The sequence below is a fragment of the Streptomyces sp. NPDC057743 genome (assembly GCF_042798755.1).
Taxonomy (GTDB): Bacteria; Actinomycetota; Actinomycetes; order Streptomycetales; family Streptomycetaceae; genus Streptomyces.
The window spans coordinates 82,445-105,757 of record NZ_JBHVJX010000008.1; the positions used below are offsets into that span (position 1 = coordinate 82,445).

Annotated in this window: 20 protein-coding genes and 1 pseudogene; 12 read left to right on the plus strand and 9 right to left on the minus strand. The window is 73.7% G+C overall.

The features are described 5' to 3' along the window. Window positions 1–384: a cold-shock protein gene (locus ACFVFQ_RS11425; RefSeq protein WP_274913918.1), complete on the minus strand. Its 384-nt coding sequence runs from the start codon at window positions 382–384 to the stop codon at window positions 1–3. 209 nt (window positions 385–593) lie between these two features. On the opposite strand from ACFVFQ_RS11425, the gene ACFVFQ_RS11430 reads away from it, so the two are divergent. Beyond that, window positions 594–860 carry a hypothetical protein gene (locus tag ACFVFQ_RS11430; RefSeq protein ID WP_383412603.1) on the plus strand — a complete coding sequence of 89 codons (267 nt, stop codon included), beginning with the start codon at window positions 594–596 and terminating at the stop codon, window positions 858–860. On the opposite strand, the gene ACFVFQ_RS11435 is transcribed toward ACFVFQ_RS11430, so the two are convergent. Then, window positions 809–1,483 carry an HAD family hydrolase gene (locus tag ACFVFQ_RS11435; protein WP_383412606.1) on the minus strand — a complete coding sequence of 225 codons (675 nt, stop codon included), beginning with the start codon at window positions 1,481–1,483 and terminating at the stop codon, window positions 809–811. The two genes, ACFVFQ_RS11430 and ACFVFQ_RS11435, sit on opposite strands and share 52 nt — an antisense overlap. Before the next feature lie 141 nt (window positions 1,484–1,624). Between ACFVFQ_RS11435 and ACFVFQ_RS11440 the strand changes: the two genes are divergently transcribed. The 4 genes from ACFVFQ_RS11440 (at window position 1,625) to ACFVFQ_RS11455 (ending at window position 5,757) form a co-directional block, all read left to right on the plus strand. After that, entirely contained in the window at window positions 1,625–2,635 is a 1,011-nt protein-coding gene (locus ACFVFQ_RS11440) for a FecCD family ABC transporter permease (RefSeq protein WP_383412609.1), read from the plus strand. Continuing rightward, window positions 2,632–3,735, plus strand: a complete 1,104-nt coding sequence (locus ACFVFQ_RS11445) for a FecCD family ABC transporter permease (protein WP_383412611.1) — start codon at window positions 2,632–2,634, stop codon at window positions 3,733–3,735. Before ACFVFQ_RS11440 ends, ACFVFQ_RS11445 begins: the two co-directional genes overlap by 4 nt. Beyond that, a complete protein-coding gene (locus ACFVFQ_RS11450) occupies window positions 3,732–4,583 on the plus strand; it encodes an ABC transporter ATP-binding protein (protein WP_383412614.1) in 852 nt (283 codons plus the stop codon). The genes ACFVFQ_RS11445 and ACFVFQ_RS11450 overlap by 4 nt, the downstream gene beginning before the upstream one ends. Window positions 4,584–4,668: 85 nt before the next feature. Further along, on the plus strand, window positions 4,669–5,757 hold the full coding sequence (locus ACFVFQ_RS11455) for an ABC transporter substrate-binding protein (RefSeq protein WP_383413102.1): 1,089 nt from the start codon (window positions 4,669–4,671) through the stop codon (window positions 5,755–5,757). Between the two features lie 38 nt (window positions 5,758–5,795). Here the strand turns inward: ACFVFQ_RS11455 and ACFVFQ_RS11460 are convergent, their stop codons facing one another. The 3 genes from ACFVFQ_RS11460 to ACFVFQ_RS11470 are packed head-to-tail and all read right to left on the minus strand — an operon-like array spanning window position 5,796 to window position 7,714. After that, the gene (locus ACFVFQ_RS11460) at window positions 5,796–6,047 is read right to left on the minus strand and encodes a type II toxin-antitoxin system RelE/ParE family toxin (RefSeq protein WP_383412617.1); all 252 of its coding nucleotides are present in this window, start codon (window positions 6,045–6,047) and stop codon (window positions 5,796–5,798) included. Beyond that, window positions 6,044–6,307: a type II toxin-antitoxin system prevent-host-death family antitoxin gene (locus ACFVFQ_RS11465; protein WP_383412620.1), complete on the minus strand. Its 264-nt coding sequence runs from the start codon at window positions 6,305–6,307 to the stop codon at window positions 6,044–6,046. The genes ACFVFQ_RS11460 and ACFVFQ_RS11465 overlap by 4 nt, the downstream gene beginning before the upstream one ends. A 27-nt stretch (window positions 6,308–6,334) precedes the next feature. Next, window positions 6,335–7,714 (minus strand): hypothetical protein, encoded by a 1,380-nt coding sequence (locus ACFVFQ_RS11470; RefSeq protein WP_383412623.1) that lies wholly within the window; start codon window positions 7,712–7,714, stop codon window positions 6,335–6,337. Window positions 7,715–7,911: 197 nt separating this feature from the next. On the opposite strand from ACFVFQ_RS11470, the gene ACFVFQ_RS11475 reads away from it, so the two are divergent. Together ACFVFQ_RS11475 and ACFVFQ_RS11480 are read left to right on the plus strand one after the other, a co-directional pair. Beyond that, window positions 7,912–10,491 carry a helicase-associated domain-containing protein gene (locus tag ACFVFQ_RS11475; RefSeq protein ID WP_383412626.1) on the plus strand — a complete coding sequence of 860 codons (2,580 nt, stop codon included), beginning with the start codon at window positions 7,912–7,914 and terminating at the stop codon, window positions 10,489–10,491. Window positions 10,492–10,650: 159 nt separating this feature from the next. Further along, window positions 10,651–12,286, plus strand: a pseudogene (locus ACFVFQ_RS11480) (DNA repair helicase XPB); the annotation flags it as partial. Between the two features lie 185 nt (window positions 12,287–12,471). Here the strand turns inward: ACFVFQ_RS11480 and ACFVFQ_RS11485 are convergent. Both ACFVFQ_RS11485 and ACFVFQ_RS11490 read right to left on the minus strand, forming a co-directional pair. Continuing rightward, window positions 12,472–13,716 (minus strand): glycosyltransferase 87 family protein, encoded by a 1,245-nt coding sequence (locus tag ACFVFQ_RS11485; RefSeq protein ID WP_383412629.1) that lies wholly within the window; start codon window positions 13,714–13,716, stop codon window positions 12,472–12,474. A gap of 390 nt (window positions 13,717–14,106) precedes the next feature. Continuing rightward, complete coding sequence (locus ACFVFQ_RS11490) at window positions 14,107–14,310, minus strand: hypothetical protein (RefSeq protein ID WP_383412632.1); 204 nt, start codon at window positions 14,308–14,310, stop codon at window positions 14,107–14,109. A gap of 342 nt (window positions 14,311–14,652) precedes the next feature. On the opposite strand from ACFVFQ_RS11490, the gene ACFVFQ_RS11495 reads away from it, so the two are divergent. Beyond that, window positions 14,653–16,860, plus strand: a complete 2,208-nt coding sequence (locus ACFVFQ_RS11495) for a HelD family protein (protein ID WP_383412635.1) — start codon at window positions 14,653–14,655, stop codon at window positions 16,858–16,860. 57 nt (window positions 16,861–16,917) lie between these two features. Here ACFVFQ_RS11495 and ACFVFQ_RS11500 read toward each other — a convergent pair whose 3' ends face one another. Beyond that, window positions 16,918–19,209, minus strand: a complete 2,292-nt coding sequence (locus ACFVFQ_RS11500) for an FG-GAP repeat domain-containing protein (RefSeq protein ID WP_383412638.1) — start codon at window positions 19,207–19,209, stop codon at window positions 16,918–16,920. A gap of 269 nt (window positions 19,210–19,478) precedes the next feature. After that, window positions 19,479–20,201 (minus strand): copper homeostasis protein CutC, encoded by a 723-nt coding sequence (locus ACFVFQ_RS11505; RefSeq protein ID WP_383412642.1) that lies wholly within the window; start codon window positions 20,199–20,201, stop codon window positions 19,479–19,481. A 303-nt stretch (window positions 20,202–20,504) separates the two neighbouring features. On the opposite strand from ACFVFQ_RS11505, the gene ACFVFQ_RS11510 reads away from it, so the two are divergent. Genes ACFVFQ_RS11510 through ACFVFQ_RS11525 form a run of 4 tightly spaced genes read left to right on the plus strand, consistent with a single transcriptional unit; the run spans window position 20,505 to window position 23,301 of the window. Beyond that, window positions 20,505–20,972 (plus strand): hypothetical protein, encoded by a 468-nt coding sequence (locus ACFVFQ_RS11510; RefSeq protein ID WP_383412645.1) that lies wholly within the window; start codon window positions 20,505–20,507, stop codon window positions 20,970–20,972. Next, the gene (locus ACFVFQ_RS11515) at window positions 20,969–21,712 is read left to right on the plus strand and encodes a hypothetical protein (protein ID WP_383412648.1); all 744 of its coding nucleotides are present in this window, start codon (window positions 20,969–20,971) and stop codon (window positions 21,710–21,712) included. The genes ACFVFQ_RS11510 and ACFVFQ_RS11515 overlap by 4 nt, the downstream gene beginning before the upstream one ends. 29 nt (window positions 21,713–21,741) lie before the next feature. Beyond that, complete coding sequence (locus tag ACFVFQ_RS11520) at window positions 21,742–22,602, plus strand: transporter substrate-binding domain-containing protein (protein WP_383412651.1); 861 nt, start codon at window positions 21,742–21,744, stop codon at window positions 22,600–22,602. Window positions 22,603–22,620: 18 nt separating this feature from the next. Further along, window positions 22,621–23,301: a hypothetical protein gene (locus tag ACFVFQ_RS11525; RefSeq protein ID WP_383412654.1), complete on the plus strand. Its 681-nt coding sequence runs from the start codon at window positions 22,621–22,623 to the stop codon at window positions 23,299–23,301. Window positions 23,302–23,313: the final 12 nt, after the last annotated feature.

Sequence of the window (23,313 nt, forward strand, 5' to 3'; positions counted from 1 at the left end):
CTAGACGTCGAGTTGGTCGGCGACCGCCCGCAGCATGCCGGCGATCTTGCCGCCGTGCGCCTTGTCGGGGTAGCGCCCGCGCTCCAGTTGCTGGGTGACGCTCTCCAAGAGCGTGGTGAGGTCCTGGACGATCGAGGCGAGCTCGTCGGGCTTGCGGCGCTGGGCCGCGGCGACCGAGGGGGCCGGATCGAGGAGGATGACGCTCAGTGCCTGGTCACCACGCTGGCCTGCGACGACGCCGAACTCCACGCGCTGGCCCGGCTTGAGCGCGTCCACGCCGTCGGGCAGCACCGACGAGTGTACGAAGACGTCACCGCCGTCGTCGCGGGAGAGAAAGCCGAAGCCCTTCTCGCTGTTGAACCACTTGACCTTGCCGGTAGGCACGTCTGTCCTCGTCCTTGTACTCGTCGGGAAAATGCTGGGCTGGTTTCCGCCGGCGGCGCTGCGGTGCGCCGCCGGCGGGGAAAATGGTCTAGATAACAGTGCAGCGGGCCACCAAGCCCGCCTACTCCAAGGCTAATGGTCCGGGGCCCGGTGACAAGACGTCGCCAGGGGGATCCTCGGCGGCTCTGCGCCGGACTTACCCTGGTCAGGTGTCTGACGAAACTCCCCAGGCCGGGGATCTGCTGGTCCGAATCGGCGCGATCGTATTCCTAGTTGGCGCGCTGGCCACTCTCGCCACAGTGCTGCCGCTGTTCCTCGGCACCCACCCGCTGCCGTGGGAGTTCTACTGGGTGTCCATGCTGATGGGCGCCGGTTTCCTGATCGCGGGTGCCGGAGTGGTGCGTTCCGTGAGCGCCCAGCGCCGTCAGGCGCAGGCGGCGGTCGACCCGTCCCCGTCGGCGCCGTCCGCCACGTAACGAGCGGGATCGGCCACGTAACGATCCAGCCACGACGGGAAGTCCGTCAGGTCGTCGAGCAGCACCCGGGCGCCGGCCGCGCGCAGTTCGGCGGCGTCGCACGGGCCGGTGGCGACCGCGACGGACAGCGCGCCCGCGGCCTGCGCCCCGCGCACGTCGCCGGTGTGGTCGCCGACGTAGATCTGCGCGCCGTGCTCGCGCAGCGCCTCGGCCTTGGCCTCCGCCCAGAGTGAGCCGATGACCGCGTCCGCGGCGATGCCCAAGTGGGTCAGGTGCAGCTTGGCGTTGGGCTCGTACTTGGCGGTGACGACGATGGCCCGACCGCCGGCCGCGTGCACCGCGTCGACCGCCTCCCGGGCGCCCGGCATGGCGAGCGAGCCGGCTATCGCATGCGTCGGGTACAGCTCCCGGTAGAGGTCGCTGACCTCCGCCACCCGCTCCTCGGGGAACCACCGGCGGATCTCCTGCTCCAGCGGTGGCCCGAGCCGGGTGATCGCGGCCTCGGCGTCGATGTGCGTCCCGGTGCGGGCGGCGAGCGCCTCGTAGGCGGCCTTGATTCCGGGGCGGGAGTCGATCAGCGTCATGTCGAGGTCGAACCCGACGGTCAGGGGGTGCGCAGCCATGCCTGCCATTGTGCCTGCGCGCCGAACCGACCGGGACGTACCGTTAGCCTTGCCTTACCTAACCCGTGGCCGCCGTGCGAGGGCCGCGGGTCCGTACCGACAGCTCCAGACCGCGTGAATGGACCCGACGCCCGTGATGCCATGCCCGTGACGCACCGAAAGCGGAGCCGGCGGCTCGTCCTGACGGCGGGGGCGGTGCTGGCGCTGCTGCTGGCCGTGGTCTTCTCGCTCGCCGTCGGCAGCCGCGCGTTCGCGCCGTCCGCGGTCTTCGACGCCCTCGTGCACGGCGGCAGCGACGACGCCTCCCAGGTCGTGCGGTTCCTGCGGCTGCCGCGCACCCTGATCGGCCTGATGGTCGGGGCCGCGCTGGCGATGGCCGGCACGGTCATGCAGGGCCTGACCCGCAATCCGATCGCCGACCCCGGCATCCTCGGCATCAGCCAGGGCGCGGCGGCCTCCGTGGTCGCCGCCATCGCCTTCGCCGGCGTGCACACCCTGACCGGCTATGTGTGGTTCGCGTTCGCCGGCGCGGGCGTCGCCGCCGTCGTCGTCTACGGCATCGCCACCCGTGGCCGGGGCGGCGCCACGCCCGTCAAGCTGGCGCTCTCCGGCGCCGCGATCAATGCGCTGCTGGTGTCGGTGTCGATGGCGATCCTGACCACCAAGGCCGCGGCGCTGGACGAGTTCCGGTTCTGGCAGGTCGGCTCGCTGACCGGCCGGGACGCCGCGGTGGCCGCCCAGATCTGGCCGTTCCTGCTGGTCGGCGCGGTGCTGGTGCTGTCGGTCGCGCGCGGACTGGATGCCCTGGCGCTGGGCGAGGACGTTGCCCGGGGGCTGGGGCAGAAGGTCGCCGTGGTGCAGATCGTCGGCGGGCTGGGCGCGACGGTGCTGACCGGCGCGGGTGTCGCGGCCGCCGGCCCGATCGCGTTCGTCGGGCTGGCAGTGCCGCACCTGGCCCGGGCGTTGGTGGGCGGCGACCACCGCTGGGCGCTGCCGATGGCGGCGCTGCTCGGGCCGGTCGTGGTGCTGGTCTCGGACACCGTCGGGCGGGTCCTCTTCCCGCCGTCAGAGGTCCCGGCCGGCGTGATGACCGCGCTGATCGGCGTGCCGTTCCTGGTCACCCTGGTCCGGCGGCGGGCGGTGGCGGCATGACGGCCCCCACCCGCTCCCCCGCCGCTCCCGCCGCCCGCCCGGTGGCCCGCCCCGCCGGGTACGCGCTGGTCCGGGCCGGCCGCGGCTCCTTCCTGCTGCACCGCCGCGCCACCGTCGTCGGTGCCGCGCTGGCCGTCCTCCTGGCCGTGGTCTGCGTGGCCTACCTGTGCGCCGGCGAGAGCTGGGTGGCGCCCTCCGAGGTGCTCAAGGTGCTGGTGGGCGAGGAGTCCGCGCAGCAGCTCGTGGTCGGGACGCTGCGGCTGCCGCGGATGGTGGTCGGGCTGCTGGTCGGCGCGGCCTTCGGGGTGGCCGGCGGGCTGATCCAGACCGTCGCCCGCAATCCGCTGGCCAGCCCCGACATCATCGGCGTGACCCAGGGCGCGGGCGCGGTGACGGTCGGCGCGATGACCTTCGGCGTCACGTCCTCGGCGGTGCTGCCGTACGTCTCGGTGGCCGGCGGGGTGCTGGCCGCGGCGCTGGTCTACCTCTTCGCCTGGCGCGGCGGGCTGCACGCCACCCGCTTCGTGCTGATCGGCATCGGCTTCGCGGTGGCGCTGCGCTCGGTCACCCAACTGTTCCTGACCAAGGGCGACTACCTGGTGGCCCAGCAGGCCCAGGTATGGATGACCGGTTCGCTCAACGGGCGCGGCTGGGCGGAGGCGGCGCCCCTGGGGTGGGCGCTGCTGGTGCTGCTGCCGGCCGTCCTGTGGGCGGCGCGGGCCCAGCGGACCGTCTCCCTGGACGACGACACCGCGACCGCGCTCGGCATCCATCTGGGCCGCACCCGGCTCGGGTTGGTGGCGGTCGGGGTGGTGCTGGCGTCGATGGCGACCGGTGCGGCCGGGCCGGTGGACTTCGTGGCGCTGCTCGCCCCGCAGATCGCCCGCCGGCTGACCCGGACCGCGCAGATCCCGCTCTTCTGCTCGGCGCTGCTGGGCGCCGTCATCGTCGTCCTCGGCGACCTGCTCGCCCGCAAGCTGCTCGCGCCGACCGAGCTGCCGGTGGGCGTGCTGACCGCCGCGGTCGGCGCCCCGTATCTGATCTGGCTGATCGTCAGGGGCCATCGGGCCCGTGGCCGGGCCACAGGAGGACAAGCGTGACCGGTACCGGCACACCGCAGGCGGGCACCGCCACCCGGGAGACCGCCGCCACCCGTCTGACGGCCCGCGACCTGACCCTCTCCTACGAGGAACGCACCGTCGTCGAGGGCCTGGACCTGGACGTGCCCGACGGCGCGGTCACCGTCGTCGTCGGCCCCAACGCCTGCGGAAAATCGACCCTGTTGCGCGCCCTGGGGCGGCTGCTGCGGCCCCGTAGCGGCGCGGTCCTCCTGGACGGCACGGACCTGGCCCGCATCCCCACCCGGAAGATCGCCCAGTCGCTCGGCCTGCTCCCGCAGACGCCGGTCGCACCCGAGGCGATCACCGTCGCGGACCTGGTGGCCCGCGGCCGACAGCCGCACCAGCGCTGGTGGCAGCAGTGGTCCGGGCAGGACGAACGGGCGGTCGCCGAGGCGATGACCCGCACCGACGTGGCGGCGCTGGCCGACCGCCCGGTCGACGAGCTCTCCGGCGGCCAGCGCCAACGGGTGTGGATCGCCATGGCGCTGGCCCAGGAGACCGACCTGCTCCTCCTGGACGAGCCGACGACCTACCTGGACATTGCCCACCAGGTGGAGGTCCTGGACCTGGTGCGCCAGCTCAACCACGAGCGCGGCCGCACCGTCGTCGCCGTCCTGCACGACCTCAACCAGGCCGCCCGCTACGCCGACCACCTGGTGGCCATGAAGGCGGGCCGGGTCGTCGCCCAGGGCCCTCCCGAGAAGACCGTCACGGCCGACCTGGTCCAGGAGGTCTTCGGCCTGGCGTCCGTCGTCGTGCCGGACCCGGTGACCGGCTCGCCCCTGGTGGTTCCGGGCCGCCCCTGGGAAGGGAAAGCACGGCAGTGACGCTCGTCCCCCGGGGTACCCGCCCCGCCGACCGTCCCGCCGTCGAGCCGAAAGGGCAGCGATGACCCACTCCACCCACCCGGCGATGACCCACCCCACCCGCCCGGCAAGGTCCCGCTCCACCGCAGCCGCCGGCCGGTCCCGCCGCACCGCCGCGCGCACCGCGGCCGCCGTCGCCGCCGGCGCACTGCTGCTCACCGCCTGCGGCAACGGCGCCGACTCCGGCGCCTCCGCCGCCGGCCCCAACGGCAGCTTCAAGGCGGCCAGTTGCCCGGCACAGCCCACCACCTCCTGGCCCGAGCCGGCGCCCAAGGGCGGCGGCAGCCACCCGGTCCGCACCGCCATGGGCGAGGTGAACGTCCCCAAGGCCCCCCGACGCGTGGTCGTGCTGGACACCGCCGAGTTGGACTCCGCGCTCACCCTGGGCGTCACCCCCGTCGGCGCCACCCGCGCGGATGTCGCCTCCGGCTTCCTGGACTACCTGCCCAAGGACAAGCTGGCCGGCGTCAAGGACGTCGGCAAGATCGGCGCCCCCAACCTGGAGGCGGTCGCCGCGCTCAAGCCCGATCTGATCCTCACCAGCAAGGTCCGCGACGGCCAGCGCTACGCCGAGCTCAAGAAGATCGCGCCGACCGTCATGACCGAGACCACCGGCTACCCGTGGAAGCAGAACTTCGCCGTCCACGCCGCCGCGTTGAACAAGATCCCCGAGGCCAAGCGCACCGTCGCCGCCTACCAGGCGCACGCCGAGCGCGTCACCCAGTCCCTCGGCGGCCCGGCCAAGGCCCGCGCCCTGCGCGCCAACGTCGTCCGCTTCGTGGACGGCGCCGACACCCGCATCTACGGCTGCCGGAGCTACATCGGCACCCTCCTCGACGACATCGGCACCGGCCCCACCTCCGTCGTCGACGGCGCCCAGAACGGCCTGATGGTCGAGGTCAGCCCGGAGCAGATCACCAAGGCCGACGCCAACGCCGTCTTCTACTCCACCTACGGCAGCCCCGAGAAGTCCAAGGAGGCCCAGATCACCACCGGCCCCCTGTGGAAGAACCTGCGGGCGGTCAAGGACGGCAGGTCGCTCCGCGTCGACGACCAGCTCTGGATCCAGGGCATCGGCTACACCGCCGCCGACAAGATCCTCGACGAGATCCAGCAGCGGCTGGCCAAGAAGTGACGCGCCGCGGGCGGCGGTTGGCACCGCCGCCCGGGGCGTCAGAAGCCGGCGTGGCCGATGTGTTCGATGTGGAGAGCGCTCTTCTCGACGTCGATCCGGTAGAGGACGCGCCACGGCCCGTGGCGGAGTCGTCGGTGGTCCGTGCCCCAGGGACGGGAGCCCTCCGGGCGGGGATTGTCGGTCAGCTGATCGGTGGCATGGAGCAAGGCGTCCACGCCATGCGGGTCGTCCTTGAGGTACCCGGCCGCGGAATCGAGAGCTGCGGCTTCCCAGAGGATGGTCCAGGTCACTCGTTCTTCCCCGCGGCGTCAAGAAGGGCCCGGCGGGCCTCGTCGTGCGGAATCGGGGCTTCGGTGCGCCCCAAGGCGCGGTCCCGCTCCAGCCTGGCCAGCGCGAGCGCGTCCTCCAAGTCCTCAAGCTCCGCAGGCGAGATGAGGACGGCGGCGGGGACTCCACGGTCGGTCAGCGTGATGTGTTCGTGCTGGGCGGCTCTGCGCGCCAGGTCACCGAGCTTGCCCCGAGCTTCCGCGATGGGATACGTAGTCGACATGCACATAGAGTACACCTACATTACAGTTCAGGGTCGCGCCGTCCGCCGCATCCGCCACAGCAGGAACAGCGCCGAGGCGATCGCCGCCACGCGCACCGCTACCGGGAGGCCGGCGAGGAGTTCCTGCCCCAGGTGGCCCGGGGGGATCGGGGTGCCCCAACGGCCAGTGGCCCGGCCCCAGATCCAGCCGATCAGGCTGCCGCCGACGAGGCCGGGCACGCCCAGCGCCGCGAACTTGGCCTCCCGGCGGCTGAGCCGGTGCGAGACGTAGGCGAGCCCCCAGCCACCGGCCAGCGCCAGCAAGGAGCCGACCACCGCGCCGGCCACCAGCAGCAGCACCGCCAGCGTCAACACCGGGCTGAGCCAGGCCCGTAGCGGCATCCGCGCCGGCCTGGCCGCGGCGTCCTGCGCGGGCTCCGCGGCGGGCACGGGCCCGGCCGGGGCGGGGGCGCGCCGGTGCCCGAGCGTCCGCCGCAACAGGGCCGGCAGGATCGGGCCGGGTGCCTTGGCGCCGTCGCCTTCCGGGGCCTTCGACGGGTCCTGCGCCGGGGTTTTGGACGGCGTCTTGGCCGGGTCCTTCGTCAGGTCCTGGGGCGGGCTCTTGGACGGGTCCTGCGCCGGGGCCTTCGCCAACCCCTTGGCCAGACCCTTCACCAAGGACGGCGCGCCCTTGCGGTCCTTGCCGTCCCCGTCCCCGTCCTTGCCCTTGGCTCCGGCCCCCTTCTCGCCCTCGTCCTCGTCCTTGTCCTCGTCCTCGGGGTGTTCCCAGACCTCGGGGATCTCGATGCCGCCGACGAAGCCGGGCACCGCGTCCGCCGCCCCGGAGGCCAGGGACTCCGTCCCGAAGGGCGCGGCCTCCACCCGCCACCAATCGGGCGGGTCCTCGGCGTCCCCCAGTTCGTCGGCGCCGGCCAGATGGGGCGGGGCGCCGACCGACGGGGCCGGGGCGGCCGGCGGGTCGGGGCGCTTCTTGAGGAAACCGGGCCGGCGGCCGCCCGGCTCCGCCCCGTCCCCGTCCCGCGGCGCGGGCACCCTGCCGAGCAGCCCGCCCAACTTCTCGCGGGCGCCGGCCCCTTGCGCGGGGCGGCCCGGCTCCGTGGGCGCGGGGGCGGGGGCCGGTGCGGGCGCCGGAGCGGCCGGCCGGGGCGCCCCACCGCCCTCCGGGCCGGCCCCGCCCTCCCGCTCGGCCGCGGCCCGCACCACCGCCTCCGGCGTCCCCAGCCGGGCCAGCATCCGTTTCACGCCGGGCACCGAATCGGCCTTCGGGTCGGCCTTCTGCGCGTCGATCTCGGCCCGCAGCGAGGCCACCAGCCGCATCCGGGCGCCCGACGGCAGCCCCCGCTGCTGGGCCAGGTCGCCCACCCGGCTCAGATAGTCAAAGACGAGCTGCTCGCTCTCGATCCCCACGAAAACCCCTGCGGCGTGCGCTGGTTGCTGCCCTGACGGTACCGCGTGCCCCGCCCCGGCACCGCGGACCGCCCGGGCCCGGGCACACCCGCCCGCCCGGTGCGTCCTGCCCCCGTCAAGCCGCCGCCACTCCCCCATCCCGGTCCGCGCCCGTCGCCTGCTCCCGCCGCCACCCCGGCCCGGCTACCGTTGGACGAATGACCACCGCTACCCCCCGCACCCTCGCCGAGGAGCTCCGGACGCGTTCCGACGACGGGCTCGCCGGGCTGCTGCGGGCCCGGCCCGACCTGCTCAACCCGGTGCCCGGCGACCTGACGCAGCTCGCCACCCGGGCCGGGACCCGGGCATCGGCGGTCCGCGCCGTGGAGCGGCTGGACGCCTTCGCCCTACAGACCGCCGAGGCGCTGGCGGTCGCGCCGGACCCGTGCCCGTACCCGACGCTGGCGGCGCTGATGGCCGGGGACGCCGGGAACGCAGCGGTCACCGCCGCGCTGCCCAAAGCGGTGGCGAAGCTGCGCGCCCAGGCGCTGGTGTGGGGCCCGGACGACCGGCTGCGGCTGGTGCGCACCGTTCGCGAGCTGCTCGCCCCGAGCCCCGCCCGCCCCTCGCCGACCGGCCTGGGCCCGACCGTCGCCGAGGCCACCACCGGGATGTCGCCCGGCCGGCTCCAGGAGCTGCTGGCCGCGGCCGGCCTGCCCGCCACCCACGACCCGGTGTCCGCGGTCGCCGCCCTCGCCGCCCTCTTCTCCGACAGGGTCCGGATGGCCGCGCTGCTGGACACCGCGCCCGCCGAGGCCGTCGCCGTCCTGGACAGGCTGCTGTGGGGCCCGCCGTACGGGGCGGTCACCGACCGGCCGGCCGCCCATCTGACGTGGCTGCTCGACCGCGGCCTGCTGCTCCCGGCCGGCGCCCGCAACGTCGTCCTGCCCCGGGAGGCCGCGCTGCACCTGCGCGCCGGGCGCGCGCACCGCGCGCCGGAGCCGACGCCACCCGCCCTCGCCCCGGCCGCCACCGCCCGCGATCCACAGCTTGTGGACAACACTGCCGCGGGCCAGGCGTTCACCGCGCTGGCCACCGTCGAGGAGTTGCTCAAGGAGTGGGACCTCGGCGGCCCGCCCGTCCTGCGCGCCGGCGGCCTGAGCATCCGCGACCTCAAGCGGACCGCGACCGCCCTGGACACCACCGAGCAGCTCGCCGCCTTCTGGCTCGAACTCTCCTACGCGGCCGGACTGATCGCCTCCGACGGCGAGGCCGACGAGCGCTACGCCGCCACCCCGGCCGCCGAGGAGTGGCTCCAACTCCCCGACCCCGAGCGCTGGTCGATCCTGGTCGCCGCCTGGCTGCCGGCCACCCGCGCCCCCGGCGTGGTCGGCACCGCCGACGCCAAGGGCCGCGCGCTGGCCGCCCTCGGCCCACACCTCGACCGCTCCCCCGCCCCCGAGGTCCGCCACCGCGTCCTGTCCCTCCTGGCCACCCTCCCGCCCGGCAGCTCCGTACCGGAGTCGACCCTGCTCGCCCGCCTGCGCTGGGAACGCCCCCTACGGGCCGCCGCACCGGCCACCCAGCCCCCGACGTCGGCCCCCGCGCCCTCGGACACCCCGACCGACCCCGCCCCCGTCGAGGACCTGCGCTCCCGGCTCGCCCAATGGACGCTGGCCGAGGCCGAGTTGCTGGGCGTGACCGGCCGCGGCGCGCTCGCCACCCACGGCCGCGCCCTCATCGGCGCCGCCCCGGACGCGCCCATGGCGGACACCGAGGAGCCGTCCCTCCCCCTCACCCCCGCCGAGGCGGCCACCGCCGCCGGCCGCGCCGCCGTTCTGCTCGCCCCGCTGCTGCCCGAACCGCTCGACCACATCCTGCTCCAGGCCGACCTGACCGCCGTCGCCCCCGGCCCGTTGCAGCGCCCGCTCGCCGAGGCCCTCGGCACCCTGGCCGACATCGAGTCCAAGGGCGGCGCGACGGTCTACCGCTTCACGCCGGGCTCGGTGCGCCGCGCCCTGGACGCCGGCCGGTCCGCCGCCGAGCTCCAGGAGTTCCTGACCGCCCACTCCCGCACCCCGGTGCCCCAGCCGCTCGCGTACCTCATCGACGATGTGGCCCGCAGGCACGGCCAGTTGCGGGTCGGCGCCGCCACCGCCTACGTCCGCTGCGACGACGACGCGCTGCTCTCCGAACTCCTCGCCGACCGCCGCGCCGCCGCCCTGCGCCTGCGCCGCCTGGCCCCGACCGTCCTCGCCTCCCAGACCTCCCCCGACCAACTCCTCGACGGCCTACGGGCGATGGGCTTCGCCCCGGCCGCGGAGTCCGCCGCCGGCGACGTCCTGGTCGCCCGCGCCGACGCCTACCGCACCCCGCCGCGCACCGCCCCCACCCCGGTGCCCGACGGCCCGCCGCCGCCCGACGCCACCCTCCTGTCGGCCGCGGTCCGCGCCATCCGCGCCGGCGACCTCGCCGCCACCGCCGAACGCAAGCCGGCCCCGGGCGCCCGCCCCGCGACGCCGTCGGCCCCCGCCGACACTCCGCCCCGCGCCCCGGGCGCCCTGCCCCGCACCACCTCCGCCGAGACCCTGGCCACCATGCAGGCCGCGGTCCTCACCAGCTCCCCCGTCTGGATCGGCTACGTCAACGCGGACGGCGCCGCCAGCCAGCGGGTGATCGCCCCCGTCCGCGTCGAGGGCGGTTTCGTCACCGCCTACGACCACACCTCCGACGAGGTCCGCACCTACCCCCTCCACCGCATCACCGGCGTCGCGGAACTGGCCGACGACGCGGTCTGAGCCCGGCCCCACGGCGCCCCACCAGGCCCGTCCACCGAACCGGACCGCCCTGTCGGTGCGATGCGGCACACTGGACGTTTGGCACGTTCGACCGCCCCGGCGGCCACGTCCCCACGGCTGTGCACCGCAGACCGCACCGAAGAGCGAAAGGCGAGGCGCGTGAACGGACCCCTCATCGTCCAGAGCGACAAGACGCTGCTGCTGGAGGTGGACCACGAGCAGGCGGAGGCCTGCCGCCGGGCCATCGCGCCGTTCGCCGAGCTGGAGCGGGCGCCGGAGCACATCCACACCTATCGGGTCACCCCGCTCGGGCTGTGGAACGCGCGGGCCGCCGGCCACGACGCCGAGCAGGTCGTGGACGCCCTGGTGCAGTTCTCCCGGTACCCGGTGCCGCACGCACTGCTCGTCGACGTCGCCGAGACCATGTCGCGCTACGGGCGGCTGACGCTCACCAAGCACCCCGCGCACGGCCTGGTGCTCTCCACCACCGACCGCCCCGTCCTGGAGGAGATCCTCCGTTCCAAGAAGGTGCAGCCGCTGGTCGGCGACCGCATCGACCCGGACAGCGTCGTGGTGCACCCCTCCGAGCGCGGCCAGATCAAGCAGACGCTGCTGAAGCTGGGCTGGCCGGCCGAGGACCTGGCCGGTTACGTCGACGGCGAGGCGCACCCGATCGAGCTGGACCAGGACGGCTGGGCGCTGCGCCCGTACCAGGAGCAGGCCGTGGAGGGCTTCTGGCACGGCGGCTCGGGCGTCGTGGTACTGCCCTGCGGCGCCGGCAAGACGCTGGTCGGCGCCGGCGCCATGGCGCGGGCCAAGGCGACCACGCTGATCCTGGTCACCAACACCGTCTCGGCCCGGCAGTGGAAGCACGAGCTGGTGAAGCGGACGTCCCTGACCGAGAGCGAGATCGGCGAGTACAGCGGCACCAAGAAGGAGATCCGCCCGGTCACCATCGCCACGTACCAGGTGCTGACGACCAAGCGGAAGGGCGTCTACCCGCACCTGGAGCTCTTCGACTCCCGCGACTGGGGCCTGATCGTCTACGACGAGGTGCACCTGCTGCCCGCGCCGGTCTTCAAGTTCACCGCCGATCTCCAGGCCCGGCGCCGGCTGGGGCTGACCGCGACCCTGGTGCGCGAGGACGGGCGGGAGTCGGACGTCTTCTCGCTGATCGGGCCCAAGCGGTTCGACGCTCCGTGGAAGGAGATCGAGGCGCAGGGCTACATCGCGCCGGCGGACTGCGTCGAGGTGCGGGTGGACCTGACCGACTCGGAGCGGCTGGCGTACGCCACGGCCGAGACGGAGGAGAAGTACCGCTACTGCGCCACCACGGGCAGCAAGCAGCGGGTGACCGAGGCGCTGGTGCGGCGGCACGCGGGCGAGCAGACGCTGGTCATCGGCCAATACATCGACCAGCTCGACGAGTTGGGCGAGCACCTCGACGCACCGGTGATCAAGGGCGAGACCTCCAACGCGCAGCGCGAGAAGCTCTTCGACGCCTTCCGCGAGGGCGAGCTCTCGGTGCTGGTGGTGTCCAAGGTCGCCAACTTCTCCATCGACCTGCCGGAGGCCACCGTCGCGATCCAGGTGTCCGGCACCTTCGGCTCCCGCCAGGAGGAGGCCCAGCGGCTGGGCCGCGTCCTGCGCCCCAAGGCGGACGGCCACGAGGCCCGCTTCTACTCGGTCGTCGCCCGCGACACCATCGACCAGGATTTCGCCGCCCACCGCCAGCGCTTCCTCGCCGAACAGGGCTACGCCTACCGCATCGTGGACGCCAGCGAGCTGCTCGCGGCGGGCGACGCGGACGGGAGTGGTGACGGTGACGAGCTGGACGACCTGATGGGCGGGGAGGAACTCGTCGGCCAGGACGACCTCGTGAGCGGTGACGACCTCGCGGGTGGCAGTGGCCTCACGGGTGGGGGCGGCCTCGCGGCCGGGGAGGATGATCCGGCGACGGCGTGAGCGCCTCCCCCGCCGTCAGCCCAACGGGCTGGCGGCGGGGCTCCGGCCGCTGGTGCGCGGGAACGGGACGCGGCGGCCGGCCGCGATGCCGCCCGGGCCGCCGGCGCGCGGTGGCGTCCGGTACGCCCACCAGGTCAGCGCGGCCAACAGCGCGAGGCCGAGCATCGGGTAGGGGGCGGCGAGCGGCTGCTGCCACCAGGAGAAGTGCAGGGCCACGGTGCCCCGGTGGTACTGGGCCCACATCGTGCGGGCGCTGAAGGCGACCGCCACCGCGCCCACCAGCGCCCAGCGCCAGCGGTCCCGCCGGGCGTGCGCGACCAGCGCGACCAGCAGCGGAACGCACCAGACCCAGTGGTGCGACCAGCTGATCGGCGAGACCAGCAGCGCGGTGACGGCGGTGGCCAACACACCCCAGAGGTCGTGGCCGCGGCGGACGTAGACCTGACGGGCGGCCCAGAGCCCGGCCACCGCGGTGATCGCGGCCGCCGCCAGCCACCACCCGCCCGGTTCGGCGGTGTGCAGGAGCCGGGCGACCAGCCCCTGGAGCGACTGGTTGTCGACGATCCACACCTTGCCGACCCGCTGCGTCTCGAACATCCGCTGCGTCCAGAACTCCACGGTCGCCCCGGGCAGCACCAGCGCGCCCAGCAGCACCGACGCCACGAACCCGGCGAAGGTGGTGAAGGCGGCCTTCACCCGGCCGGTGATGAGCAGATAGACCGCGAAGATCGCGGGGGTGAGCTTGATGCCCGCGGCGAGGCCGGTGGCGAAGCCCTTGAAGCGGGCGCCGTCCGGACGGGAGAGGTCCCACAGCACCAGGCAGGTCAGGGCGAGGTTGACCTGCCCGAAGACCAGGGTCTGGAAGACCGGTTCGAGCCAGAGGCCGACGGCGGTGGTCGCGAGGACCAGCGGCGCGGAGTACGCGGCCCGGCGCAGGCCGGCGGCCTTGCAGGAGAGGTGGATCAGCAGCGCCAGGAGGGCCGCGTTGACCAGCACGCAGGTGATCTTGAGGGTGGTGAGCGAGATCCAGGTGGTGGGAACGAACAGCAGGGCGGCGAACGGCGGATACGTCGCCGGGAGCGCCCACTTGGTGACCGTGAAGCCGTAGAGATCACCGCCGGTCGCGGCGGCGTGCCCCTCGGCGCGGTAGACCTCTATGTCGGACATCGGGAGCTGCACGGCCAGGGAGAGCGCGTACAGCCCGGCGAAGGACAGCGCCAACAGCGCCACGCCTATCCCCAGTCGACCGGGGCTTGCCATGCTCTGCGCCCACGTGCGTCTCCACGTCCCCGTCCCGTCGGCGGCAGACAACCGTTGACCCCTCCTCGTCGCCCCGAGCGCGCGCTCACTGCGGCGACGCTAGCGGATCGAGACCGACCGTCCGTAACGCTTTCCGGTCAACCGGATGTCCATGCGGAATCGGGCGTCACACGCACGAAAGGTGCGCGATCCCGCCTGCCCCTGCGGTACATGTGGCGGCCGTGCAGCCGCGTGGAGCGGTGCGCAGCCGTGCGTAGTGGTGGGTGCTCTCGGACTCTCGTGCCTGCTCGGACTCTCGTACGTGCTCAGACTCGTGTGTGCTCGGACTCGTATGTGTGCCGATGTGTGCCGGGTGGTGCCCACGCCCTCGGCCAGGCGGGGCGCCGGTGGTCACCGCTCGGTGAACTCGCCCATCACCACCACGCTGAAGGCGGCCGCGGTGAAGACCTTGACCGCGCGCAGGGCGTTGCCCCACGCGTGACGGTGCTCGGGGGCGTCCGCCGAGCCGGTGGCGGCGCCGAGGGACGTGTCGCCCTTGGTCGAGCGGAGTGGGACGGCGTGGACAGGGGCTGAGGTGAACGTTGCGCTGCTCATGCCTCCATCATCGTGAGCGCGCGATTGGTACACATCGCCCCACAGTGCGATCTCTTCGCGCCTCGGCATCGGTCTCTGGGTCCACTCCATCCCCTACGGGAGACCTACGGGACTCAGGGTTCTCCACCACAAGGACGGTACGAGGAGGCGGCACGCGGCCGCCCACCGGAAAACTCGTTGGCGCCTCGGCCGGGCCGCTGACTACAATCGCGCGCCTGCCTGCCTCCCGTCTGGGGAGCGCCACCGACCGGTCGGAAACCGGTCGGCCCTTCGCATCATGCCGCAGCCGCCGTCGCACCGGCACCGCATGCCGTTGAATGACCGCCCACCGGAGGCAAGCCCGTGCCCTCGCACGCCCACCCGTCACCCCAGCACGCCCTCGACCAGGAGGCCAGGCCCCCCGCCCCCGTCCCCGATCAGGGCTCCGCGCCCGGCGCGCCCCCCGACCCGCTCCAGCGGGAGCGTGCGCACCTCGCCGCCTCCAGGGCCGCCCTGCGCGCCATGCGGGAGGACGCACAGGCCCTGAACATCGCGGACGTCACCGCGAACTGGGTCAACGCCGAGGTCCTCCAGGGCGAGATCGACGCCCGCATCAAGGCGCTCGCCGACCTCTCCGGCACCCCGCTGTTCTTCGGCCGGCTCGACTACCTCCACGCCCCGGGCGTCGACCTCGCCGAGGGCGCGTCAAGAGGGGCGGCGCGAAGCGCCTCCGGCGAGGGTGGCGGTGGGCGACGGGAGGGCGAGAGCTTCTACGTCGGGCGCCGGCACGTGCACGACGCCGACGGCGACCCCATGGTCATCGACTGGCGCGCCCCGGTCTCCCAGCCGTTCTACCGGGCCTCCAAGAAGGACCCGATGGACCTCAAGCTGCGCCGCCGCTTCGGCTACACCGGCGGCGAGTTGACCGCCTACGAGGACGAGCACCTGACCGACCCGGCCGAGGCCGAGACCACCAGCGCCCTCCTCCAGGCGGAGATCGAGCGTCCGCGCGTCGGCCCGATGCGGGACATCGTCGCCACCATCCAGCCCGAACAGGACGAGATCGTCCGGGCCGGTATCGGGGGCACGGTCTGCGTCCAGGGGGCGCCCGGTACCGGCAAGACCGCGGTGGGCCTGCACCGGGTCGCGTATCTGCTGTACGCCCACCGGGAGCGGCTGGCCCGCTCCGGCACCCTGGTGATCGGCCCGAACCGCTCGTTCCTCCGCTACATCGAGCAAGTGCTGCCCGCCCTGGGCGAGTTGGAGGTCAAGCAGGCCACGATCGACGATCTGGTCGGCCATGTGGAGGTGCGCGGCGCGGACGACGCGGCCGCGGCCACGATCAAGGGCGATGCGCGGATGGCCGAGGTGCTGCGCCGGGCGGTCCGCTCGCACGTCACGGCGCCACAGGAGCCCTGCGTGGTGGTCCGCGGCTCCCGCCGCTGGCGCGTTCCGGCGTACGAACTGGAGGAGATCGTCCAGGAGTTGCGGGACCGCGACATCCGTTACGGCGCGGCCCGCGAGGCGCTGCCGCAGCGGATCGCGCACGCCGTGCTGGTCCGGATGGAGCAGGCGGGCGAGGCCCCCGACGACCGGGTGCAGGACGCGGTGGCCCGTAATGCCGCGGTGAAGGCGGCGGTCAAGGCGATCTGGCCGCCGGTCGACCCGGCGAAGCTGGCGCTGCGGCTGCTGGGCGACGCGGACTTCCTCGCCGAGCACGCCGAGGGGGTCCTCTCCGAGGAGGAGCAGCGGACGATCCTGTGGGCGCCGCCCGGTTCGGGAAAGAAGCCGCCGCGCAGCGTGCGGAGCGCCAAGTGGTCGGCCGCGGACGCGGTGTTGATCGACGAGGCGATGGACCTGGTGAGCCGCACGCAGTCGCTGGGCCATGTGGTGCTGGACGAGGCGCAGGACCTGTCGCCGATGCAGTATCGCGCGGTGGGCCGCCGCTGCACCACGGGGTCGGCGACGATCCTGGGGGACATCGCCCAGGGCACCACCCCGTGGGCGACCGACACCTGGCGGCAGGCGCTGGCCCACCTGGGCAAGCCCGATTCCGTCGTGGAGGAGCTGACCCAGGGCTTCCGCGTGCCGCGCGAGGTCATCGGCTACGCGTCCCGTTTGCTGCCCGCGATCGCGCCCGACCTGAAGGAGGCCACCTCCATCCGCGAGTCGGCGGGCGACTTCGGAATCCGCGCGGTCCAGCCCGCGGACCTGGACGCATCGGTCCTGACGGCCTGTCGGGACGCGCTGGCCAAGGAGGGTTCGATCGGCCTGATCGCGGCGGATGCGCGTATTCCGTTGCTGCGCGCGGCACTTGAGGAGGCCGGCATCAACGCGCTGCCACCGGGTGCGGAGACCTCGGCCGACGCCCGGTTGACGCTGGTGCCCGCCACTCTGGCCAAGGGTCTGGAGTACGACTACGTGGTGCTGGACGAGCCGGCCGCGATCGTGGCCGGCGAGCCGGACGAACGGACCGGCCTCCGCCGCCTGTACGTGTGCCTGACCCGCCCGGTCTCCGGCCTGACGATCGTCCACGCGGCGGCCCTGCCCGGGCAACTCGCCGACGGCTGAGGGCGGTTGGGGCGGCGGTGCGGGGGCGCGCGCCGCCCCCGCACCGTGGTGCACCGCTCAGGCGAGGGTCTCGTCCGTCCAGACGGAGAGGTCGGTCGACTCGCGCGGGGCGAACGGCGCGTTCCACTTGCCGGTGCCGTGGTAGACGAACGTGCTGCCGTCGTCCAGGGTGGCCAGCAGGTCGGCCTTGCCGTCCCCGTTGGCGTCGCCGACGCCGACCAGCTGCTTGTAACCGCCCCAACCGGCGCCGATCTTCACCCGGCGATCCAGGGTGCCGTCGCCCTTGCCGAGATACGACCAGAGCACGCCGTCCTTGTCCCGTGCCACCACGTCGCCCGCGGACCCGCCGGCCATGTCGCCGACCGCGACGATCCGGTCGTAGGCGTTCCAGCCGCCACCGAGCTTCACCCGGGGCGCGAACGGTGCCCGCCAGTTGCCCGTGCCCTTGTAGAGCCAGAGCACTCCGGCGGCGTCACGGGCCAGCAGGTCGCCGCGGCCGTCGCCGTTGAGGTCGGCGCCGCCGGTGAGTTGGGTGTAGCCGCCCCAGCCGGCGCCGATCTTCACCCGGCGGTCCAGGGTGCCGTCGCCCTTGCCGAGGTACGACCAGAGCACGCCGTCCTTGTCCCGCGCCACCACGTCGCCCGCGGGCCCGCCGGCCACATTCCCGACGGCGGTGACCTCGTTGTAGATGTCCCAACCGGTGCCGATCCGCGCCGCGTCGCCGCTCTTCAGCTTCCCGTTCTCCGGGTCGAGGTAGGTGTCCTTGAGGTCCAGGTCGCCCCACCAGTCGCGCACCAGCAGGTCGGGCGTGCCGTTGTCGGTGTAGTCGTGCGGGGCGGGCTTGCGCGAGACCGTGAAGGAGCCCTTGGCGTTGAGGGTCGGCCCGATGCCGTTGCGCGGCTTGGCCGTCAGCTTCCAGGTGTAACCGCCGTTGGGCGCGGCCTTGTTGGGGGCATAGAAGGGGCCGACCAGGCCGTCCCAGTCCAGCTCCACCCAGGTCGGTCCCTTGGCCTCCCACTTGGCGGGGTCGATCCGGATCTCGACCTCGCGCTCCGCGCCGGAGGCGGTGTGGCGCAGGGTGACGGTCACGTCGGCGTTGGTGTGCGAGAGCTGCCAACGCGGCTTCCAGTGCCCCTTGTTCAGTTCGGCCACGGCCGGGACTTTGGCGTCCACCAGGGCGAGCCCGGTCCGCTCGCCGGTGCTGGCGATCAGTTTGACGACGGGTGCGCCGTCGGTCCCGGGGGAGACGCGGTAGAGCCCCTCCCCGTTTTCCGCGGTGCCGCCCATCACCAGCAGGTCGCCATCCGGGGTGGGGGTGAGCGAGGAGGCGTGGTCCAGCACCTTGCGGCCCTTGCCGCCGCCGATCGGGGCGGCCCGGAAGGCCGGATCGCCGCTGTCGTAGCCCTCGTTGGCCCGCCATGCGTTCCCGTACAGCGCCCAGTCGCCGACCAGGCCCACCTTGGGGGTGACCATCCGGCTGAGGTCCATGTCCCACCGCTGGCCGTTGGCGATCTCCATCGTGCGCAGCGACGCGTTGGTGTCGCCCATGAACAGGCCGCCGGCGAGCGCCAGATGGCGGCCGGACACCGCGGTGCTGGTCGTGTAGCCGCCCAGCATGCCCCGGCCGGTGATGACCTTGGCGTGGCGCAGGTCGGCCACGGTGAAGTCGTACATGCCGCGGTTGTCGACGTCGGGTGACGCGGTGGAGTAGCGCAGCACGGCCCGGTTGCCGAAGCCCGACTCCAGGTCGACCTCCCGCGTGACGTCGGGCAACCCGCTGATCACCTGGTCGGTGACCTTGTCGCCCGCGGCCTCCAAGACGTGCGCCCGCACGGTGCCCTTGGCCTTGTCCCGCTCGTACGCGACGACCCGCGACCCCACGGTGCCCAGGTAGTGGTAGCCGTACTTGGTGAGGTCGATGAGGGTGGACGACCCGGTGGCCATGTCCCGCAGGGTGATCTTCTGGGAGGCGCCCATGACCGGGTCGTCGCCGAGCGCCACGATGTCGGACGCCGTGCCGTGCGTCGTCTCGTAGGAGGACAGCCGGTCGTCCTGGGACAGCTTGGTCGTCGCGCCGTCCGCGTACCGGGTCCACCGCACGGTGTGCTGGGCGTCGACGGAGAGGAAGCCGGTGCGGCCCGCGCTGACGATCTCGGAGCCGGCGGCGATCTTCAGCGCCTGGTCGGGGGCGGTGGTCGCGGAGGCGGCGGGGGTGGCGGCGACGGCGGGCGCGACGAGGGGGCCGGCGGTGACCGTCAGGGCCAACGCGACGGCTCCGGTCACGAGTTGGCGCGAGCGGCCGGCCGACCCCGGGGTGCGGGGCCGACGAGGTATGGCGGACTGGGTCATCTGCCCTCCTGGCAAGGCGTGGTGCGGGCCGGAGGGCGGCCGGGAGGACACACACGAATCCCCCAAGCCGATGGAATTCGTTCCCCCCATGCTGATTCGCGCAAATCCTACCAATGGGTAGTTCGGGGGCGCTTTCCCTTTTTCGTCCCGTCCGCGCGGCGCCACGAGGTCTCGCTCTTACGGGCGCGCACGCTTGCACCCCCGGCGCTACGGGCAACCGCGGGCCGGCTCGACGAACTCCCCGGCCCGGCCCGCCCGTTCACCGCCCCTCAGACCGGCGAGACCACCGGCGCGTCCAGGGCCGCCCGCCACTCCCGTACGGCGGCGGCGTCCACCGGGCCGCTCCAGCCGCCGGGGCGGGCCGCGCCTCCGATGTGGAAGGCGTCCAGCCCGGCCGCCCGCAGCTCCGGCAGGTGCCCCAACTGGAGCCCGCCGCCCACCAAGATCCGCGGCGCGTACCCCGGTTCGTCGGCCGCGGTGCGCGCCTGCTCGGCGATCAGCGTCGTCAGCCCCGCGCCGACGCCCTCCGCGGCGCCCGCGGTCAGGTACGTGTCCAGCCCGGACGGGCCGGCGAGGCCCGCCAGTTCCCGGCGGAGCGCGTCGCGGTCGGCGGCCCGGTCGACGGCCCGGTGGAAGGTCCACCGGCACCCGTCGATCACCCCGGCCAGCGCCCGCACCGCGGCCAGGTCCGGCCGCCCGTCCGGCGTCAGAAAGCCCAGGACGAACTCCTCGGCGCCCTCGGCCCGCAGCGCCGCCGCCTGCGCGCACAGCGCGTCCACGTCGCCCGCGGCGAAGCCGTCGGTGGCGCGCAGCATCACCCGCAGCGGGATGTCGACGGCCGCCCGGATCGCGGCGAACGTGGCGCGCGACGGCGTCAGCCCGTCCGCGGCCATGTCCGCGACCAGTTCCAGGCGGTCGGCACCGCCGGCCTGCGCGGCGGCCGCGTCCTCGGGGCCGAGCGCGATCACCTCCAGGAGCGCGCGCTGATTCATACGACCCAACCTTCCGATGGCGAACGACATGGCAAGAGCGCGCGGGGCGCGGGCCCGGGTCGGCGCCCCAGCCCGCACCCCGCAACAGGTCTAGTCCAATACCCAGCCTAAGCGCTCACCCCGCACCGCACCGCCACGCACCCCGCAACGCGACCGAAAACCACCCGTTCCCTCCGCTCCCGCCCTCCCGAAACCGCTCAATGAAGGGAGTGTGAATCAGCCCTCACTTGGGTAACACGCCTTTCCTGTAAGGGCGTTGCTCGCATCCGCCGCTCGCCCGCACCCCGAGGACGGAGAGACCGAATGTCCGACCTTGCAACTGTTTCCTCCGAAATAGCCCCATATCTCGTCTTAGCGGCCAACAGTCTGGGCACCTCCGTCCTCGCCGCCGCCCAGGACCGGATCGCCGAACGCACCGTGACCGCCGGCGAGGGCTTTTTCCGCCGCCTGCTGCACCGCCGCGACACCCACCTCGGCGACGACCCCGCGCAGCCGCTCCTCGACGCCGACCGCGCCGACGCCCTCGACCGGCGGCTGGCCACCCTCGACGACGGCGACCGCCGGCTGCTCGCCGCCGCCCTGACCGCCTGGCTGAACTCCCCCGAGCGCGACGCCGACGGCTTCCGCCGGCACGTCGCCCAACTCACCGCCGGCGGCCCGCAGATCACCTACAACAACCCCACCGCGACCGGCCAGGGCTCCATCGCCGCCGGCGAGATCCACGGCACCATCAACATGGGAGGCGGCCCCCAGTCCCGGGACGACGCATGAGCGCCCGACGGCCGCCCCGCCCGCCCCAGGGGCCCACCCAGAACAACGCCACCAGCCACGGCGACCACTCCATCGCCGCCGGCAACATCCGCAACGTCGTCATCCGCTGGGCCCTGCAACACCCCAGCGCCCGTTGGCTGCCCCTGATCCTGGCCTGCGCCGGCCTGCTCCTCGCCGGCACCACCTGGCCGGACGGCCCGGCCGCCCAGTACCTCCTGTGGGGCGCCCTGGTCGCCCTCTCCCTGGCCACCGCCGCCGCCCGCGTCCTCGTCCAACGCCCGCGCGACGCCCGGATCGTGGCCACGCTCTCCCTCGTCTCCGTCCTGGCCACCGTCGGCGGCTGGCTGGCCTTCCGGCACGTGGTCACCCACGGCGAGCTCGACGTGACCGGCAAGATCACGGTCCAGGGCCGGCAACCCGTGGACGACACCGCCCACCGCACCCTCACCCTGCGCCTGGAACCCGCCGCCCTCAAGGGGAGCCGCAACGCCCTCCGCCTCACCCTGGCCATCGAGGACCAGGACGCCGCCGGCCCGACCTGCGTCCCGGACTCCTCCGCCACCGCCACGCTGATCAGCTCCGGCGTGCCCTCCCAGCAGCAGAGCGTCAACCCCGGCGGCACCGCCGATTTCGACCTGGGCGCGCAGGCCAACGCCGTACGGATCGAGGTCACGCTGACCACCGGCCCCGGTTGCCGGATGAACGTCCGGCCCACACAGGCCACGCTCCACGACCGGTGAACCACCGCACGCACGAGAAACGGGGACCCATGCACCTCCGCGCCACCAGCATCGCGGCCGCGCTCGCGCTCACCGCGCTCACCGCCACCGCCTGCAGTTCCAGCGAGCCCGCCTCGCTTTTCGCCTCCGGAAAGGTCCTGGTCGGCGTGAAAAGCGACCAACCGGGCACCGGATACTTCCCGGACGGCTACAACCCGTCCGGATTCGACATCACCCTTGCCCGGCACATACTCAAGACCGTCGGCGCGGAACCGGATTTCAGCGCCGTCCCCTCCGAGGACCGGCTCACCGTACTCACGGGGAAACAGAAGGACCTGATCATCGCGACCTTCTCCATCACCCCCGACCGCATGAAACAACTCGATTTCGCGGGCCCCTACGCCAACACCCGACAGGGAATCATGGTCCGCAAGAACGACCCCCGCATCACCAAACCCTCCGACGTCATCGGCAAGCGCGTCTGCACCTGGCCCGGCACCACCTCGTACAACACCCTCAACGGCCCGGAGGGCGCGGGCATGAAGGTCTACCAGTCGCAGACCGCCCAGGGCTGCATCACCGACCTGCTGAACAAGACCGCCGACGCCGTCTCCACCGACCAGATGATCCTCTACGGATTCACCCAGGAACACCGCGACCTCAAGGTCATCCCCAACATCGCCTACGGGCCCTTCAACCAATACGGCATCGCGATGAACAAGGGCCACCACGCCGACTGCATCAAAATCCGCGACGCGCTGAAGGAATACGTCTCGGGCAGCAGTTGGAGCCAGGACTTCTCCACCACCCTCCCGTCCATTCCGCGTGCCGACGCCGATTGGGAGGGCCACTACAAGCCCCGCGCGGCCAACATCGACGCCCTCTCCTGCCGCGACAAGCCCGCCTTCTGAGCGGGCACAATGACGCCCATGACCGACCCCCGCCCCGCCCTGGCCGCCCGTTGGGCGGCCACCGTCGCGCAGGCCCGCGACGCCGCCCAGGAAGGCCCCGACCCCGCCCCGTACGCGGACAACCTGCTGCGCCGCTGGGCCGAGCCACAGCGGCGCTACCACACCACCGACCACCTCGTCGCCGTCCTCGACCGGATCGACGAACTCGCCGCGCACGCCGAGGACTTGCCCGCCGTCCAGTTGGCGGCCTGGTTCCACGACGCCGTCTACCGGCCCGACCGCTCCGAGAACGAGGAGCGCAGCGCCGCCCTCGCCGAGCGCGCCCTCCCCGAACTGGGCATCGACGCGGCCCGCACCGCCGAGGTGGCCCGCCTCGTCCGCCTCACCGTCACCCACGACCCGGCGCCCGAGGACCGCAACGGCGCCGTGCTGTGCGACGCCGACCTGGCCGTCCTGGCCGGCGGCCCCGACGCGTACGCGGCCTACGCCGCCGCCGTCCGCACCGAGTACGGCTTCGTCCCCGACCCGGACTTCCGCGCCGGCCGCGCCGCCGTGCTCCGCCAACTCCTCGCGCTCCCCCGCCTGTTCCGCACCCCACGGGCGCACGACCAGTGGGAGGCACCGGCCCGCCGCAACCTGGCGACCGAACTCGCCCTCCTGGAGAGCGGCGGCGCCCCCGCTACCGGCGACGACGGCTAACCGGGAGCGGGG